The following is a 13210-nucleotide window of genomic DNA, read 5'->3' as shown; positions in this document are numbered from 1 at the left end:
CGCTTTTTCATACACATCGGCGCACTGCCGAAATTACAAAAAAGGGGATAAAAGAGTAACATGCAAACCAATCGAATCATCCAGGTGGAGGAGAAGGTGCCGCCGCGCCTGCTCGTGCCGCTGTCCATCCAGCACATGTTCGCCATGTTCGGCGCGTCCGTGCTGGTGCCGTTTATGTTCGGCATCAACCCGGCTATCGTGCTGTTTATGAACGGCGTCGGCACGCTGCTGTTCATCTTCATCACCAAGGGCAAGTCGCCTGCTTACCTTGGCTCGTCGTTCGCATTCATCGCACCGGCCACCATCGTCATTCAGAACTGGGGCTACCAGTATGCGCTGGGCGGCTTTGTGGTTGTCGGTCTGTGCGGCTGCATCCTCGCGGCAATCATTTATAAATGCGGCACCAAATGGATTGACGTAGTGCTTCCACCTGCTGCGATGGGACCGGTTGTGGCGCTCATTGGCCTGGAGCTGGCCGGTTCCGCCGCATCGACGGGCAAAATCGTCGGAGACGGCGTAACGACCGCGACTGTGGTTACCTTCTGCGTGACGCTTGCCGTTGCGGTGCTCGGCAGCGTGCTGTTCCGCAAGTTTTTGTCGGTCATCCCGATTCTGATTGCCATTATCTGCGGCTATGTGGCAGGACTCATCACCGAGTATCTTTCGGGAGAACATGTCATCTGGGACGGTATTGTTGCTGCCATGCATCAGCCGTTGTTCCAGCTGCCGAATTTCCAGACCCCAAAGTTTGATCTGGAGGCCATTCTGATTATCCTGCCGGTCATTCTGGTCATTGCCAACGAGCACATCGGCCACCAGCTGGTCACCAGCAAGGTCGTCGGCCGCGACTTGCTCAAGGACCCCGGCCTGCATCGCTCGCTGTTCGCGGACAATTTCTCTACTATGATTTCGGGCTTTATCGGCTCGGTGCCGACTACGACCTACGGCGAAAACATCGGCGTGATGGCCATTACCAAGGTTTACTCGGTGCGCGTCATCGGCGGTGCGGCTGTGCTGAGCATCATCTGCTCGTTCGTCGGCCCGCTGGCAGCCCTCATCCAGACCATTCCCGGTCCGGTCATCGGCGGTATCTCCTTCCTGCTGTACGGCATGATCGGTACCTCTGGTCTGCGTATTCTGGTTGACAACCACGTCGATTACGGCAAAAACCGCAACATGGCACTCACTTCGGTCATCTTTGTCACCGGTCTTTCCGGCGTGACGCTGTCGCTGGGCAACGTGTCGCTGTCCGGCATGACGCTGGCTGCCATTGTCGGCATGCTGATGAGCCTGCTGTTTTATGTATTCGATAAGCTGAAGTGGTCGAACGACCTGACCGACTGATTTTGTGCAAACAAAAACACTCTTTCCGACGGAAAGGGTGTTTTTATTTATATTACACACCGAGCACCCACAGCAACAGATACGCTGCCAGGCAAACCGCCAGCGCGATTGCACCAACGGCACACCACGCCCACGGATTGCCCATATTCATCGTCCACGCGCCCCATATGCTGCGGCGCACAAAGAGGTTCTTATCGTCCGGGTTGCAGTAACGCCTGCCGCGCATACGCGTTTCGACTTCCTCTTGGCTGTATTTCCGTTTGATATGAACCACCTCATTTTCTGCTGTGATTATATCATATGCCAAACAAAAAAGCACCCTTTCCTTGTGGAAAGGGTGCTTTGTGGGTTTTAAGAGGATAACTTACTTGTTGTCAACCTCAGCCATGTGCTCGATGAGCATCAGCAGCTTGTTGGAGTAGCCCCACTCGTTGTCGTACCAAGAAACAACCTTCACGAAGGTGTCGGTCAGCTGGATGCCAGCCTTGGCGTCGAAGATGGAGGTGCGAGCGTCGCCCAGGAAGTCGGAGGAAACAACGTCCTCGTCGGTGTAGCCCAGAACGCCCTGCAGGCCGCCCTCAGACAGCGGAGTCTCGGAAGCCTTCTTCATAGCAGCGCAGATCTCGTCGTAGGTTGCCGGCTTAGCGAGGTTGCAGGTCAGGTCAACAACGGAAACGTCCAGGGTCGGAACGCGCATGGACATACCGGTCAGCTTGCCGTTCAGCTTCGGATAAACCTTGCCTACTGCCTTAGCAGCGCCAGTGGAGGACGGGATGATGTTGCCGGAAGCCGCACGGCCGCCGCGCCAGTCCTTCTTGGACGGGCCGTCAACGGTCTTCTGGGTGCCGGTGGTAGAGTGAACGGTGGTCATCAGGCCTTCGGTGATGCCAAACGCCTCGTCCAGAACCTTAGCAATCGGAGCCAGGCAGTTGGTGGTGCAGGAAGCGTTGGAAACAAAGGTCATGTCCTTGGTGTAGGTGTCCTGGTTAACGCCCATAACGAACATCGGGGTGTCGTCCTTGGACGGAGCGGACATGATAACCTTCTTAGCGCCGCCGTCGATGTGCGCCTGCGCCTTCTCCTTGGTCAGGAACACGCCGGTGGACTCGACAACGTAATCAACGCCGTCCTTGCCCCACGGGATGTTCTTCGGATCCATCTCAGCGTGGAACAGAACCTTCTTGCCGTCCACAGTGATGGAGTTGTCGTCATACTCGATAGTGCCGTCATAGCGACCGTGCATGGTGTCATACTTGAGCATGTATGCCATGTAGTCCGGAGTCATGAACGGGTCGTTTACCGCTACGAACTCAATGTTCGGGTTCTTCAGACCAGCGCGGAAAACCATACGGCCGATACGGCCAAAGCCATTGATACCAACTTTGATAGCCATTTACAGTATCCTCCTAAAATGTTTTTAATGAGTCTCTGTCGATGGTTTTATTATACACTAAACGGGTCGTCTGCCGCAAGGTGTAATATTTGTGAAATTTTTGTCATTACGACTGGGCTTTTTGTACATTTTTCTTTGCAATGCATTCCCGTCTGGTGGTATAATAAGCACATCCCACAAAATATAGTATTTCAGTCACTGCGCAGCCTTATACTCATGAAAAGAGAAACAAAAATATTTTGGAGGATAGAGATGGCGGATACGTTCTTTTCACACATTGACGAGAAAACCCTGCGTGAGCTGCTCGCTCGCACCGGTCTGCGCGACGCAGCGGTTGTCACAGTTTCTTCCACACTTTATATTGAAAACAGCAATGAAATCGCCACTCGCCTGACCGGGCTGCACCCGCTCGAACGCATCGACCAGCTGCTCAGCGATCAGGCGGCAGCAGCTCTGCGCGATTGTATTGCCGCGCGCGCACCGCACACGGTTTATGAAGAACTGGACGGTTTGGAATACCGTCTGGAAATCCTCCCGCACCGCGATGGAGCGCTACTGGCCTTTGTGCGTGACGACCGCGCCTCCTATGACGGCACGCTTCGTGTGCTGCACGCCAAGGGCACACAGTATCTGGGCACGCTGCTTGCAGACGCTGCACAGGTGGACGATCCCACGCTTGCCGCGCACCTGCGCCGTCAGTGTCTGCGGCTGCACCGTCTGCTCATGCATTCGGACTTTCTGCATGACCCACCGCTGACCGAGCAGCTGCAGCTGCACCACGATGATCTGGCCCAGCTGTGCCGCAGCGCTGCGGAGCAGGCGTCCACGCACGCCTCGAGCAACGCCGCCCCCATCACAGTGCATGCGGACGATAGCTGTATCGCACTGATTGAGCCGCAGCTCATCCGCACCGCACTGTACAACCTGCTTGCCAATGCGCTGCATGTCACGCCGCCGGACGACGATATTTCCCTGAGCTTGTATGATGACGGCGCATTTTTCACCATCACGGTTGCCGATCGCGGCCCTGGTCTGGATGCTGCACGCTTTGAAGCGCTGCTGTCCGGCTGGCAGATGCCCGCTCCGCTCGACGAGTACCTTGCACTCGCGCGGCAGGGTACGCCGCCCGGATTGGGTTTGCCGCTCATCCAACGCATCGCGCAGCTGCACGGCGGCAGTCTGCTGCTGTCCCCACGCGAAGGCGGCGGCAGCCAGCTTCATTTCACGCTTGCACATCTGCCCGAATCGCTTGCCGACCACAACCTGCACGCCCCTATGATCCTCGAGGATGGCTACCCGCTGGAAGAAATCGAATTTTCCGTTTTGGACTGAAAAAACAAAAAGCGGCCGCTGTGCTGAGCACAGCGGCCGCTTTTGTCAGCCCTCTTTAGACAGATCGTACGAAGTCTGCACCTTCTCTGCGTGGGATATCTGTGCCTGCACATCGGCGGCACCGTCCGCATTGTCATGCAGCAGATCCTCTGCGGCCAACGTTGTGGTTGTCACAGACAGTACGGCCGCACCGGTCAGAAAGTACGAAAGCACCTGTTTAAATGTCATCTTTGGAACCTCCTGCCAGATGATCTTTTCGGGTTCAGTTTATGATACCATAGCTTGGAGTCGTGAACTGCAAAATGTAACATAGACGTAATGAAGGGCGGCAAAAGCCGCCCTTTTGTCACCAAATTGTTACTTTCCTTAGGTTCAGTCCTTGTAGAACGCGCCGAAGCCCTTGTACGCCATATACAGGTCGAGCTTTGCAATCACTTCAAACGGTGCATGCATCGATAGTACGGGCACACCGGCATCCACCGTGTCGATGTTGCGGTTGGCCAGATACATCGCAACCGTGCCGCCGCCGCCCTGATCGACCTTGCCGAGCTGGCCGGTCTGCCAGATGACATCCGCCTTGTCGAAAATGCAGCGGATACGAGCCATCAGCTCCGCAGTCGCGTCCGACGTACCGGACTTGCCGCGCGCGCCCGTGTACTTGACCAGCGCAAAGCCGCAGTTAGCCTTGGCATCGTTGCGCTTTTCCGAAACCTCCGGATAGTTGGGGTCAAACGCATTGCACACATCGGCGGACAGGCAGACCGAGTTTTCATAGCACTCTTCGAGCAACGCGTCCTGCGCACGGCACAGGTCGGCCATGAAGGTGTCGAATGCACGCGACTGCATGCCGGTTACACCGTCCGATCCGGTCTCCTCCTTGTCCACCAGCAGGCATACGCAGGTGTGGGTCGGCGTCGCTTTCAAGTCGAGCAGCGCGGTCGCTGCGGTATACGAGCAGACGCGGTCGTCATGGCCATACGAGCCGACAAATGAGCGGTCAAAGCCGATATCGCACGCCTTGAACGCGGGCACGCAGCACAGCTCTGCGGACAGGAAATCCGCTTCCACCATACCGTACTGACGGTTTAAATGCTCCATGATGGCCAGTTTAATCTTCTCGCTGCACTTTTCGTCCACCGTTTCGCTCGGCACTGAGCCAATGAGGACATTCAGGCCCTCGCCCTTAACGATTTCGGTCGCTTTTTTGGTCATCTGCTCAGAGGCAAGATGCGGCAGCAGATCGGTGATGACGAATTTCGGGTCGTCCGGCTTGTCACCCACGCGCACCTCAACCTTTTTCATCTGCCCATTGTGGCACACGCACACCACGCCGCGCAGCTCAAGCGGAATCGCCGTCCACTGGTATTTCTTGATGCCGCCATAGTAATGCGTTTTAAAAAACGCCATGCCGCCGTCCTCATACAAGGGGATGGTGCGGATGTCCACGCGCGGCGCGTCGAGATGCGCGGCGGTCAGGCGCACACCCTCCGACATGCCTTTTTTGCCGATAACGGCGAGCATGATGCCCTTGTCGCGGTTGACCTGATAGAGCTTATCGCCGGGCTTGACCGTGTCATCGCGCGTCCAAGCGCGAAAACCCTTGGCCTCGGCCATGCGCACCATTTCTTTGACCGCGTCGCGCTCGGTCTTGGACTCGTCAAGGAATGCCTTGTATTCCTCGGCATAGGTCTGCATGCCGCGTTTGTCACTGCCGGTCAGGCGGTCAAATCCCGGTTTTTTGTCATAAAACAGTTGTTCGGAAGTCATAAGTCAGTCTCCTTTGCGTAAATCTTTAAAAATCGCGTCGGCCTGTCGCTGCAAATCGGCAAGGTCGCCGTTGTTTTCCACAATGTAATTGCACCGCGCGCGATAAAAGTCCGCGTCCGGCTGCGCGCCGATGCGGGCACGTGCCGCCTGCTCGTCCAAACCGTCGCGCGCCATAATGCGCTGCACGCGTACTTCGGTGTCCGCCAGCACGCCGATGGTACACTCGCACAGGTCGTCCACTCCTGCCTCAAACAGGGTCGGCGCATCGTACAGCACAAACGGACAGCCTCCCTGATTACGCATCGCATCAAGGGACGCTGCACGAATGTAAGGCAGGGTAATTTCATTTAGTTTTTGCAGTTTTACCGGGTCGGCGAACACAATACGCGCAAGTTTTGGGCGGTCGAGCGCGCCAGTCTCGTCCAGCACGCCACCAAACGCCGCGTCCAACGCAGCGAGCATCTCGCGGTTGTCCGCGCACAAAGTCCGATAAACCGCGTCCGCGTCTACCCAGCCCGCACCCTTATCCCGCAGCAGCGCGGCAAACGTCCCTTTTCCCGTACCGCTGCCGCCGGTCAGGCCGATGATTCTCATTTTTCCACCTTCCTTTGCGGGTTATGCAGTCAGTCCAGTTCGATCACATGAAAGCCCGCGGCCTTTTTGATACGATTGGCAACCGCAAGGCCCAAGCCCTCGTCGGACGGGCACTGCGCCCAGATCTGCTGCACGTCCGTATCGTCAAACGCGCGGAGCCGATCAAACACCTCGCGCGCCTGCGCAGCGAGGTCGTTCTGCGAACCGAAGCGCTCGACTACGCAAGTGGGGAAATTATCTCCGTATTCATCAAAGCAAAGAACGCCGGTGGGTCCGGATATCTGTTCTGCAATGTATTTTGCCGTCTTTTGTGGGTCACCGCGTACCACCGTCACAGGTGCTTTGGGCGCATAGTGCCGGTATTTCATGCCCGGCGCGGACACCTTAACATCGTCCCCGATTTTCTCGTACAGCGCGCGGTCGACCTCGACCTCCCCCAGCACGGTTTCAAGCTGCTCAAGCGTCACGCCGCCCGGCCGTAGCAAACGCGGTTTATAGAGCGCGAGCGTCACAACCGTGGACTCCACGCCCACGCCGCACGGTCCGCCGTCCAAAATCGCGGCGATGCGGCCGTCCATGTCGCGCAGCACGTGCTCAGCCGTCGTAGTGGACGGCCGGCCGGACGTATTGGCCGACGGTGCAGCAAGCGGCACGCCTGCCGCGCGGATGAGCGCGCGCGCCAGCGGATGCGACGGCAGGCGGATGCCGACCGTTTCCAACCCGCACGAAACCTCATTCGGAATGCAGTCTCCCTTTGGCACAATCACGGTCAGCGGGCCGGGCCAGAACGCCTCGGCCAGCAGCTTCGCCTGTGACGGCACCGCCGGACACAGGTCGTAAATCTGCTCGAAGTCTGCGATATGCACGATGAGCGGGTTATCCTGCGGACGGCCCTTTGCGCGAAAGATTTTTGCCACCGCTTCCCCATTTAAGGCATTGGCAGCAAGTCCATAGACCGTTTCTGTGGGCATGCCCACCACTTCGCCCTGCAAAATCAAGTCAGCTGCCGTTTTTATCGCATTTTTGTCTTTTTGTGGGGAGAGCATAATTGTTTTCATGTTTATTTCACTTCCATGTGGGTTTTATAATCCTAAATACAGCATTGGCAGCGCCAGCAATACATCCAGGGTCTCAATCACGCCGGTATAAATGCCGACTGCCACCAACACAGCGCCGATGGCAAGCAGAATAAGTTTTTTGGTAACCTTAAGCACAAACAACACCAGATTGATAACAACCAGTGCAATGCCAATCCAAAGCCACGGCGCGGACTGCATGAGTGCAGAAAGTTCATTCATAGTACAGGTTCTCCTTTCGAGAGGGGTCAGGCTTCGCTCTGTGCCTTCAGCTTTTCGGCGGTGTCCGCTGCAATGAGCGCATCCAGAATCTCATCCATATCGCCGTTTAAGAACTGGTCGAGCTTATAGAGCGTCAGCTTAATGCGGTGATCGGATACGCGGTTTTCCGGAAAATTGTAGGTGCGGATACGCTCCGAGCGGTCGCCCGTGCCGACCTGACTTTTGCGGTCGGCGGCAATAGCGGCCTGCTGTTTTTCCACCTCGGCCTCATACAGACGGCTGCGCAGCACGCGCAGCGCTTTGTCCTTGTTCTTGTGCTGGCTGCGCTCATCCTGACATTCGACGACCGTGCCGGTCGGAATGTGGGTGACGCGAATGGCCGAGGATGTTTTATTGATATGCTGACCGCCCGCGCCTGATGAACGAAAGGTGTCAATGCGCAGGTCGTTCGGGTCGAGGTAAAAGTCGACCTCTTCCGCTTCGGGCAGCACTGCAACCGTTGTGGTCGAGGTGTGAACGCGGCCCTGACTCTCGGTTTCGGGCACGCGCTGCACACGATGGACGCCACTTTCAAACTTGAGCCGCGAATACACCTTATCGCCCGCCACGCGGAACACAATTTCCTTATAGCCGCCCAGTTCAGTCTCGGACGCACTCATCACCTCGGTCTGCCAGCCGCGCTTATCCGCATACATCGTGTACATGCGGTACAAATCAGCCGCAAACAGCGCGCTTTCCTCCCCACCCGCGCCGCCGCGTATTTCCACGAAAATATTTTTGTCATCATTCGGGTCTTTGGGCAGCAGCAGAATCTTCAGTTCATCCTCCAGCCGCTTTTCCTCCGCCTTGGCCGCGTGCAGCTCCTCCTGCGCCAGCTCCTTCATGTCCGGGTCGGACAGCATTTCGGTCGCATCCACAATCGTCTGCTGTGCCTGCTCATAGGAGCGATAGGTCATGACAATCGGTTCCAGTTCATTGCGCTCCTTGAGCAGCTTTGCCGCACGGTCAGGGTCGTCGTACAGCCCCGGCTCGGACAGGCGAGCTTCCAGTTCATCCATGCGCTGGCACAATCCCTTTACTTTTTCAAACATGCGTTTCTCCTTCCCCTCAGGCCGTCCAACGGCCGGTCAGCATCAGCCCAAGGATTGAGCAGTATTCCCGGCAGCGCACCGCAACCCACTGACCGGGATAAGGCGTGGGCGCGGGTACGCCCAGTCCCTCCTCATAGCCCGCGCGGCGCATCAGTATTTTGGCGCGCGCCAAATGATAGTCACTGGTGATAACCGCAGCAACATAATCGGTATGGTCACGCGCATCCGCTGTTTCAATCAGCGCGCGTGCATTTTCCAGATTTTCTATCGTATTGGTGGACGCATCCTCGCGCAGCAGACGTGCAGGGTCAATCCCCTTGCGCTCGGTCAGATACGCAAACATGGAATCCGCCTCGGTGCACGGCTCGTTGCCGCCCTGCCCGCCGCACAGCACCGCTTTACTGTCCGGATTGGCGGCCAGCAGCTCTGCCGCGGTGTCACATCGCGCGGCGAGCGCGGCGGACGGCTGTCCGTCCGGATTGACCAACGCACCGAGCACAATGTAGTAATCCGCCTGCGTATCGACTTGCTCCGTCCGCATACCTGCCTGAATCACGAAAATCTGAATGGCCGCAAACGACAGGACAAACAAAACGAACAGCACGCGCCCAAGTACCGCCAGTACGCGGCAGGCACGGAACGCCTCCTGCCCGCGCAGCACCAGCCACATTCCCGCGCAGCCGACAGCGAGTGCGAGGAAGAACGCTGCGCCAAAGCGAGACGGCACCCACGGCAGCTGTATCACACCGCCCACGGCGAACACCGCCGCGAGCGTCAGCCAGATTTTGCGTTCGATCATTGCTGTAACTCCTCCAATTCGGCTGCGACGGCCTCCCATTCGTCCATCTTGGCGGCAAGCGACTCATCGCATGCTTCCTTTTCGGTCATGAGTTCTAACAGCCGCGCCGAGTCGGACGAGGCCTCAATCATCTGCTGTTCCAGTTCGGCCGACTGCTGTTCGAGCTGGGAAATCTCCCGCTCCAGAGTGTTGAGCTGTTTTTGCAGATTTTTCGTGCCGCCCGTGCGCTTTGGCTTTTCCGGCGGGCGGGGAACGTCGTCCAGCGTCGGGACATCGGGCTTTTTGCGCTTTGGTGCCGGGACAGGCGCGGGATTATCCGGCTTTTCCCCTTTTTCACGGTATTTCAGAAAATCGGAGTATGAGCCGATAAAGTCGATGAGCCGCCCATCCTCCAGATACAGCACGCGCGTGGCAAACCGCTCGACAAAGTAGCGGTCATGCGAAACGAACAGCAGCGTGCCGTCGAATGCCTCCACCGCTTCCTCAATCCATTCGCGGCTGGCCAAATCCAAATGGTTGGTCGGCTCGTCAAGGATGAGGAAATTGAGCGGATCATACATCAGCTCGCACAGCCGCAGACGGCTTTTTTCGCCGCCGGACAGCATTTCCACAGTTTTCATCTGCTGCTCACCCGTAAACTGGAACGATCCCAGCCGGTTGCGCGCCACCTGCATCGACACATTCTTATCATAAATCAGCGTGTCAATCAGGTTGCGATGCGGATTGGCAAAGTGCACCTGTTGCGGCAGATAGGCGGGGCGCAGCCCCACGCCCTTGCGAATCACGCCGTTATCCGGGGTTTCCTCGCCCAGCAGAATCTTGAGCAGCGTGGTTTTGCCCGCGCCGTTCGCACCGAGCAGTGCGACCTTTTCGCGGTTGCGGATGTTGAAGCTGATATCGTGTAATATTTCCCGTCCATCATAACTCTTTGTAATATCTTTGACCTTGAGGACTTCTTCCGTCTCGTAGTTCGGGTCGCCAAAGGTGACGGTCATTTTCTTTTCGGTCTTGGGCCGGTCGGTTACTTTCATGCGCGCAATGCGCTTCTCGATGGACGCCGCACGCTTGGCAAGATGCTCGGTGCCGTGTTCGTGCATGGCACGGGCGGTCGCCTCGAGACGCTTTTTCTCGGCCAGCTCATGCTCATGGTGCTTGAGCTGCTCTTCCCGGCGGCGCTCCCGCTCGACCGCGTAATACGAGTAGTTGCCGTTATAAAAATCGCAGGTGCAGTCGTGAATCTCGATAACGCGGTCGCAGCACTGATCAATAAACCAGCGGTCGTGGGAAATAATCATAACAGTACCGCGATAATTCTCGAGGTATTCCCCAAGCCAGTCCACCGCCTGCATATCCAAATGGTTGGTCGGCTCGTCAAGCAGCAGGATATCGGTTTGCTCTAAAATGATACGCGCAAGGTTGATGCGCGTCTTTTCGCCGCCGGACAGCAGCGCAAACTGCTGCGCACGCATTGCCTCGGGAATATCCAGACCGTTGCATACACGGTCAATTTCGTAATCCCGGTTATAGCCGCCCAGAATTTCCAGACGGGTTTCCAGCTGCGCATACCGCTTGAGCAGCGAGGCGTCATCCGGGCGGCGGGTCATCTCGTCGGTCAGCTCGTCCATCGCGGCGGCAACCTCATCCGACTCACGGAAGGCAAGGCGCAACACGTCCTCGACCGTGGATTCCGGCGGGAAATCCGGCATCTGGTCGATCACACCCGCGGTTTTCCCCTGTCCGAAAGACACATGTCCGCCGTCGTAAGGCAAGCGGCCGGTCAGGACGTTCAGCAGCGTTGTCTTGCCCGCGCCGTTTGCACCAAGAATCGCCACCTTTTCTCCCGGCTGGATGTCAAAGGAAATATTCTGTAAAATCAGCTTGTCGCCGTAGTATTTGGTCAGATTTTGTACGGAAATATCAGCCACGTCATGCGGCTCCTTTCGGTTGATTGATAATCAGAAATATTATAACACGTTTTTGCCTTACAGAAAACCCTAAAAGCACCATTGCGCACCCGATTCAAGCCGCAACACGCACAAAACAGAAAAGAGCCGCATCCAAGCGGCTCTTTTCCGAAGATTGTCCGGTTCTCATCTGCGCCGCTGGAAAGCTGCGTCACAGCCCGCGCTTTTTCAGCCCGTGCACCAGTTCGATGTAGAACTCGCGCACGTCAAAGCCCGCAATATCCTCGCGCATCAGGTCAATCACGTCGCCGTGCGAAATGCCTCGGCGGCCCGGCACGGTCAGGTTGCCGAGAAAATGCCCCCATTCAGCTGAGCTGCGCGCGACCAGACCGTCGTTTTCCTGCCGGTCATAGCGGTTGACCAGCCGCCAGGTCAGGTTGAGCGGAAAGCCCGCACTTTTCGGGCTGCGCATGGTGCTCATCACGCTCTGATAATAGACGCCGTCCGCGTCGGGCGTTTGCTCGTTGAACGCGGCGCAGGCGTCAGCCGCAAGGTCGCGCACACCGCCCATAAAATCCGGCTCTTCATCGCCAAGCACATGGAACACCGCGTTATACCGACGCTCCATCCAGCTGAGCACGCTCTTTGGCAACGTCTCCAGCAGATGCTGAGCAAACACACAGCCACGATGCGGGGTGTTGATCGTGGTCAGCGAAGCGATATAGGGTGCAAGACCCAGACGCGAGATCGCATAGCGGCTGTCCAGTCCGCCCTTGGAGTGCGCGATCAGGTTGAGCTTTTCCGCGCCGGTCTCGGCCAGCACAGCTTCGACGTGCGCTTTCAGCTCAGCCGCCGACACGGCCACGGATGCGGCAGACTGCTGCCCGCCATAGTAGAGCGTTGCGCCGCATTTTTGCAGTGCCTGCGGGATGCGTCCCCAGTAGTTAACAAGCTGCCAGTCGCGGAAAAAGATGCCGTGCACCAGCATGATCGGGTATTTCGTGCGGCAGTCCTTGTTTTCCGCGTGGACGGCTTCACGCTCGAGACGCCCCAAACCGAAATAGTACTCGCTGCGCGCCGCGTGCAGCACATGGTAGAACAGGTACAGGTTGAACACCGGCACCCACCAGCACACCAGCAGCAGCACACGCCAGACGATGCGCAGCCGGTTGCAGGTAATCAGCACGCGCAGAAAGCCGTTCAGCATCAGCAGCCCCATTACGATCAGCCAGATCAGCAGGTCGATTACGACCGGCACCCATGCGGGCAGGCCCGGCATGCGGCCGGCCAGCCGCCCGGTTTTATACAGCGCCAGCCACAGCACGCCGGTCGCAACGATAGACCAAAGCGCCACCACCAGCAGCTCATAGCCGCCGAGCAGCGTGCGCAAGCGTCGCGTCGCGCCCGGCGCGTTGCACGGCCGGATATGAATCACCAGATAGCCCACCAGCAGCGCGAGCAGCACAATGACAGCCGACAGGCCGGACAGCGGCAGCACCGCGGTGCACACCAGCAGGTAATTGGCCAGACAGCACACCACTAACACACGCAGCAGCCGTGTGACATATTTCATTTCTCACTCCCCCTTGCATCGCGCCGCAAAGTACGGCATAAAGCAAATAAGAACCGCCAAATGGCGGTTCTTTTCATCAAAGCCGAGGACATGTGCCTCGACTTTGATACAGGTG

General features: G+C 57.4%; 13 protein-coding genes. 2 read left to right on the top strand and 11 right to left on the bottom strand.

The genetic code is table 11. The features are described 5' to 3' along the window. Nucleotides 1-60: 60 nt before the first annotated feature. The gene (gene uraA, locus ACESSO_RS05475; RefSeq protein ID WP_373164049.1) at nucleotides 61-1344 is read left to right on the top strand and encodes a uracil permease; all 1284 of its coding nucleotides are present in this window, start codon (nucleotides 61-63) and stop codon (nucleotides 1342-1344) included. Nucleotides 1345-1396: 52 nt separating this feature from the next. Here uraA and ACESSO_RS05470 read toward each other — a convergent pair whose 3' ends face one another. After that, nucleotides 1397-1651, bottom strand: a complete 255-nt coding sequence (locus ACESSO_RS05470; protein WP_373164048.1) for a DUF5808 domain-containing protein — start codon at nucleotides 1649-1651, stop codon at nucleotides 1397-1399. Between the two features lie 57 nt (nucleotides 1652-1708). Beyond that, nucleotides 1709-2737: a type I glyceraldehyde-3-phosphate dehydrogenase gene (gene gap, locus ACESSO_RS05465; protein ID WP_125115451.1), complete on the bottom strand. Its 1029-nt coding sequence runs from the start codon at nucleotides 2735-2737 to the stop codon at nucleotides 1709-1711. A 252-nt stretch (nucleotides 2738-2989) separates the two neighbouring features. On the opposite strand from gap, the gene ACESSO_RS05460 reads away from it, so the two are divergent. Beyond that, nucleotides 2990-4069 (top strand): sensor histidine kinase, encoded by a 1080-nt coding sequence (locus ACESSO_RS05460; RefSeq protein WP_373164047.1) that lies wholly within the window; start codon nucleotides 2990-2992, stop codon nucleotides 4067-4069. A gap of 45 nt (nucleotides 4070-4114) precedes the next feature. Here ACESSO_RS05460 and ACESSO_RS05455 read toward each other — a convergent pair whose 3' ends face one another. From ACESSO_RS05455 to ACESSO_RS05415, 9 genes are all read right to left on the bottom strand, one after another. Beyond that, nucleotides 4115-4297: a hypothetical protein gene (locus tag ACESSO_RS05455; RefSeq protein ID WP_373164046.1), complete on the bottom strand. Its 183-nt coding sequence runs from the start codon at nucleotides 4295-4297 to the stop codon at nucleotides 4115-4117. 144 nt (nucleotides 4298-4441) lie between these two features. Continuing rightward, nucleotides 4442-5836 (bottom strand): aminopeptidase, encoded by a 1395-nt coding sequence (locus ACESSO_RS05450; protein WP_373164045.1) that lies wholly within the window; start codon nucleotides 5834-5836, stop codon nucleotides 4442-4444. Nucleotides 5837-5839: 3 nt separating this feature from the next. Beyond that, nucleotides 5840-6430: a dephospho-CoA kinase gene (gene coaE / locus ACESSO_RS05445; protein WP_373164044.1), complete on the bottom strand. Its 591-nt coding sequence runs from the start codon at nucleotides 6428-6430 to the stop codon at nucleotides 5840-5842. A gap of 29 nt (nucleotides 6431-6459) precedes the next feature. Continuing rightward, nucleotides 6460-7488, bottom strand: a complete 1029-nt coding sequence (locus ACESSO_RS05440) for an L-threonylcarbamoyladenylate synthase (RefSeq protein ID WP_373164043.1) — start codon at nucleotides 7486-7488, stop codon at nucleotides 6460-6462. 24 nt (nucleotides 7489-7512) lie between these two features. Beyond that, the gene (locus ACESSO_RS05435) at nucleotides 7513-7728 is read right to left on the bottom strand and encodes a hypothetical protein (RefSeq protein WP_373164041.1); all 216 of its coding nucleotides are present in this window, start codon (nucleotides 7726-7728) and stop codon (nucleotides 7513-7515) included. Nucleotides 7729-7754: 26 nt separating this feature from the next. After that, on the bottom strand, nucleotides 7755-8819 hold the full coding sequence (gene prfA, locus ACESSO_RS05430; protein ID WP_373164040.1) for a peptide chain release factor 1: 1065 nt from the start codon (nucleotides 8817-8819) through the stop codon (nucleotides 7755-7757). A gap of 16 nt (nucleotides 8820-8835) precedes the next feature. Continuing rightward, nucleotides 8836-9618: a YdcF family protein gene (locus tag ACESSO_RS05425; protein WP_373164039.1), complete on the bottom strand. Its 783-nt coding sequence runs from the start codon at nucleotides 9616-9618 to the stop codon at nucleotides 8836-8838. After that, nucleotides 9615-11543, bottom strand: a complete 1929-nt coding sequence (locus ACESSO_RS05420) for an ABC-F family ATP-binding cassette domain-containing protein (RefSeq protein WP_373164038.1) — start codon at nucleotides 11541-11543, stop codon at nucleotides 9615-9617. The genes ACESSO_RS05425 and ACESSO_RS05420 overlap by 4 nt, the downstream gene beginning before the upstream one ends. 190 nt (nucleotides 11544-11733) lie before the next feature. Next, nucleotides 11734-13095: an esterase/lipase family protein gene (locus ACESSO_RS05415; RefSeq protein ID WP_373164037.1), complete on the bottom strand. Its 1362-nt coding sequence runs from the start codon at nucleotides 13093-13095 to the stop codon at nucleotides 11734-11736. Between the last annotated feature and the right edge of the window lie 115 nt (nucleotides 13096-13210).

This window comes from Agathobaculum sp. Marseille-P7918, assembly GCF_964248325.1.
GTDB lineage: Bacteria > Bacillota > Clostridia > Oscillospirales > Butyricicoccaceae > Agathobaculum.
This window is presented reverse-complemented; position numbering and strand designations above follow the sequence as displayed.

Coding starts and splice junctions, on each gene's coding strand:
- ACESSO_RS05425 (WP_373164039.1), bottom strand. CDS start 9,618: ATGATCGAACGCAAAATCTGGCTGACGCTCGCGGCGGTGTTCGCCGTG.
- ACESSO_RS05440 (WP_373164043.1), bottom strand. CDS start 7,488: ATGAAAACAATTATGCTCTCCCCACAAAAAGACAAAAATGCGATAAAA.
- uraA (WP_373164049.1), top strand. CDS start 61: ATGCAAACCAATCGAATCATCCAGGTGGAGGAGAAGGTGCCGCCGCGC.
- ACESSO_RS05460 (WP_373164047.1), top strand. CDS start 2,990: ATGGCGGATACGTTCTTTTCACACATTGACGAGAAAACCCTGCGTGAG.
- coaE (WP_373164044.1), bottom strand. CDS start 6,430: ATGAGAATCATCGGCCTGACCGGCGGCAGCGGTACGGGAAAAGGGACG.
- ACESSO_RS05415 (WP_373164037.1), bottom strand. CDS start 13,095: ATGAAATATGTCACACGGCTGCTGCGTGTGTTAGTGGTGTGCTGTCTG.
- ACESSO_RS05450 (WP_373164045.1), bottom strand. CDS start 5,836: ATGACTTCCGAACAACTGTTTTATGACAAAAAACCGGGATTTGACCGC.
- prfA (WP_373164040.1), bottom strand. CDS start 8,819: ATGTTTGAAAAAGTAAAGGGATTGTGCCAGCGCATGGATGAACTGGAA.
- gap (WP_125115451.1), bottom strand. CDS start 2,737: ATGGCTATCAAAGTTGGTATCAATGGCTTTGGCCGTATCGGCCGTATG.
- ACESSO_RS05455 (WP_373164046.1), bottom strand. CDS start 4,297: ATGACATTTAAACAGGTGCTTTCGTACTTTCTGACCGGTGCGGCCGTA.
- ACESSO_RS05435 (WP_373164041.1), bottom strand. CDS start 7,728: ATGAATGAACTTTCTGCACTCATGCAGTCCGCGCCGTGGCTTTGGATT.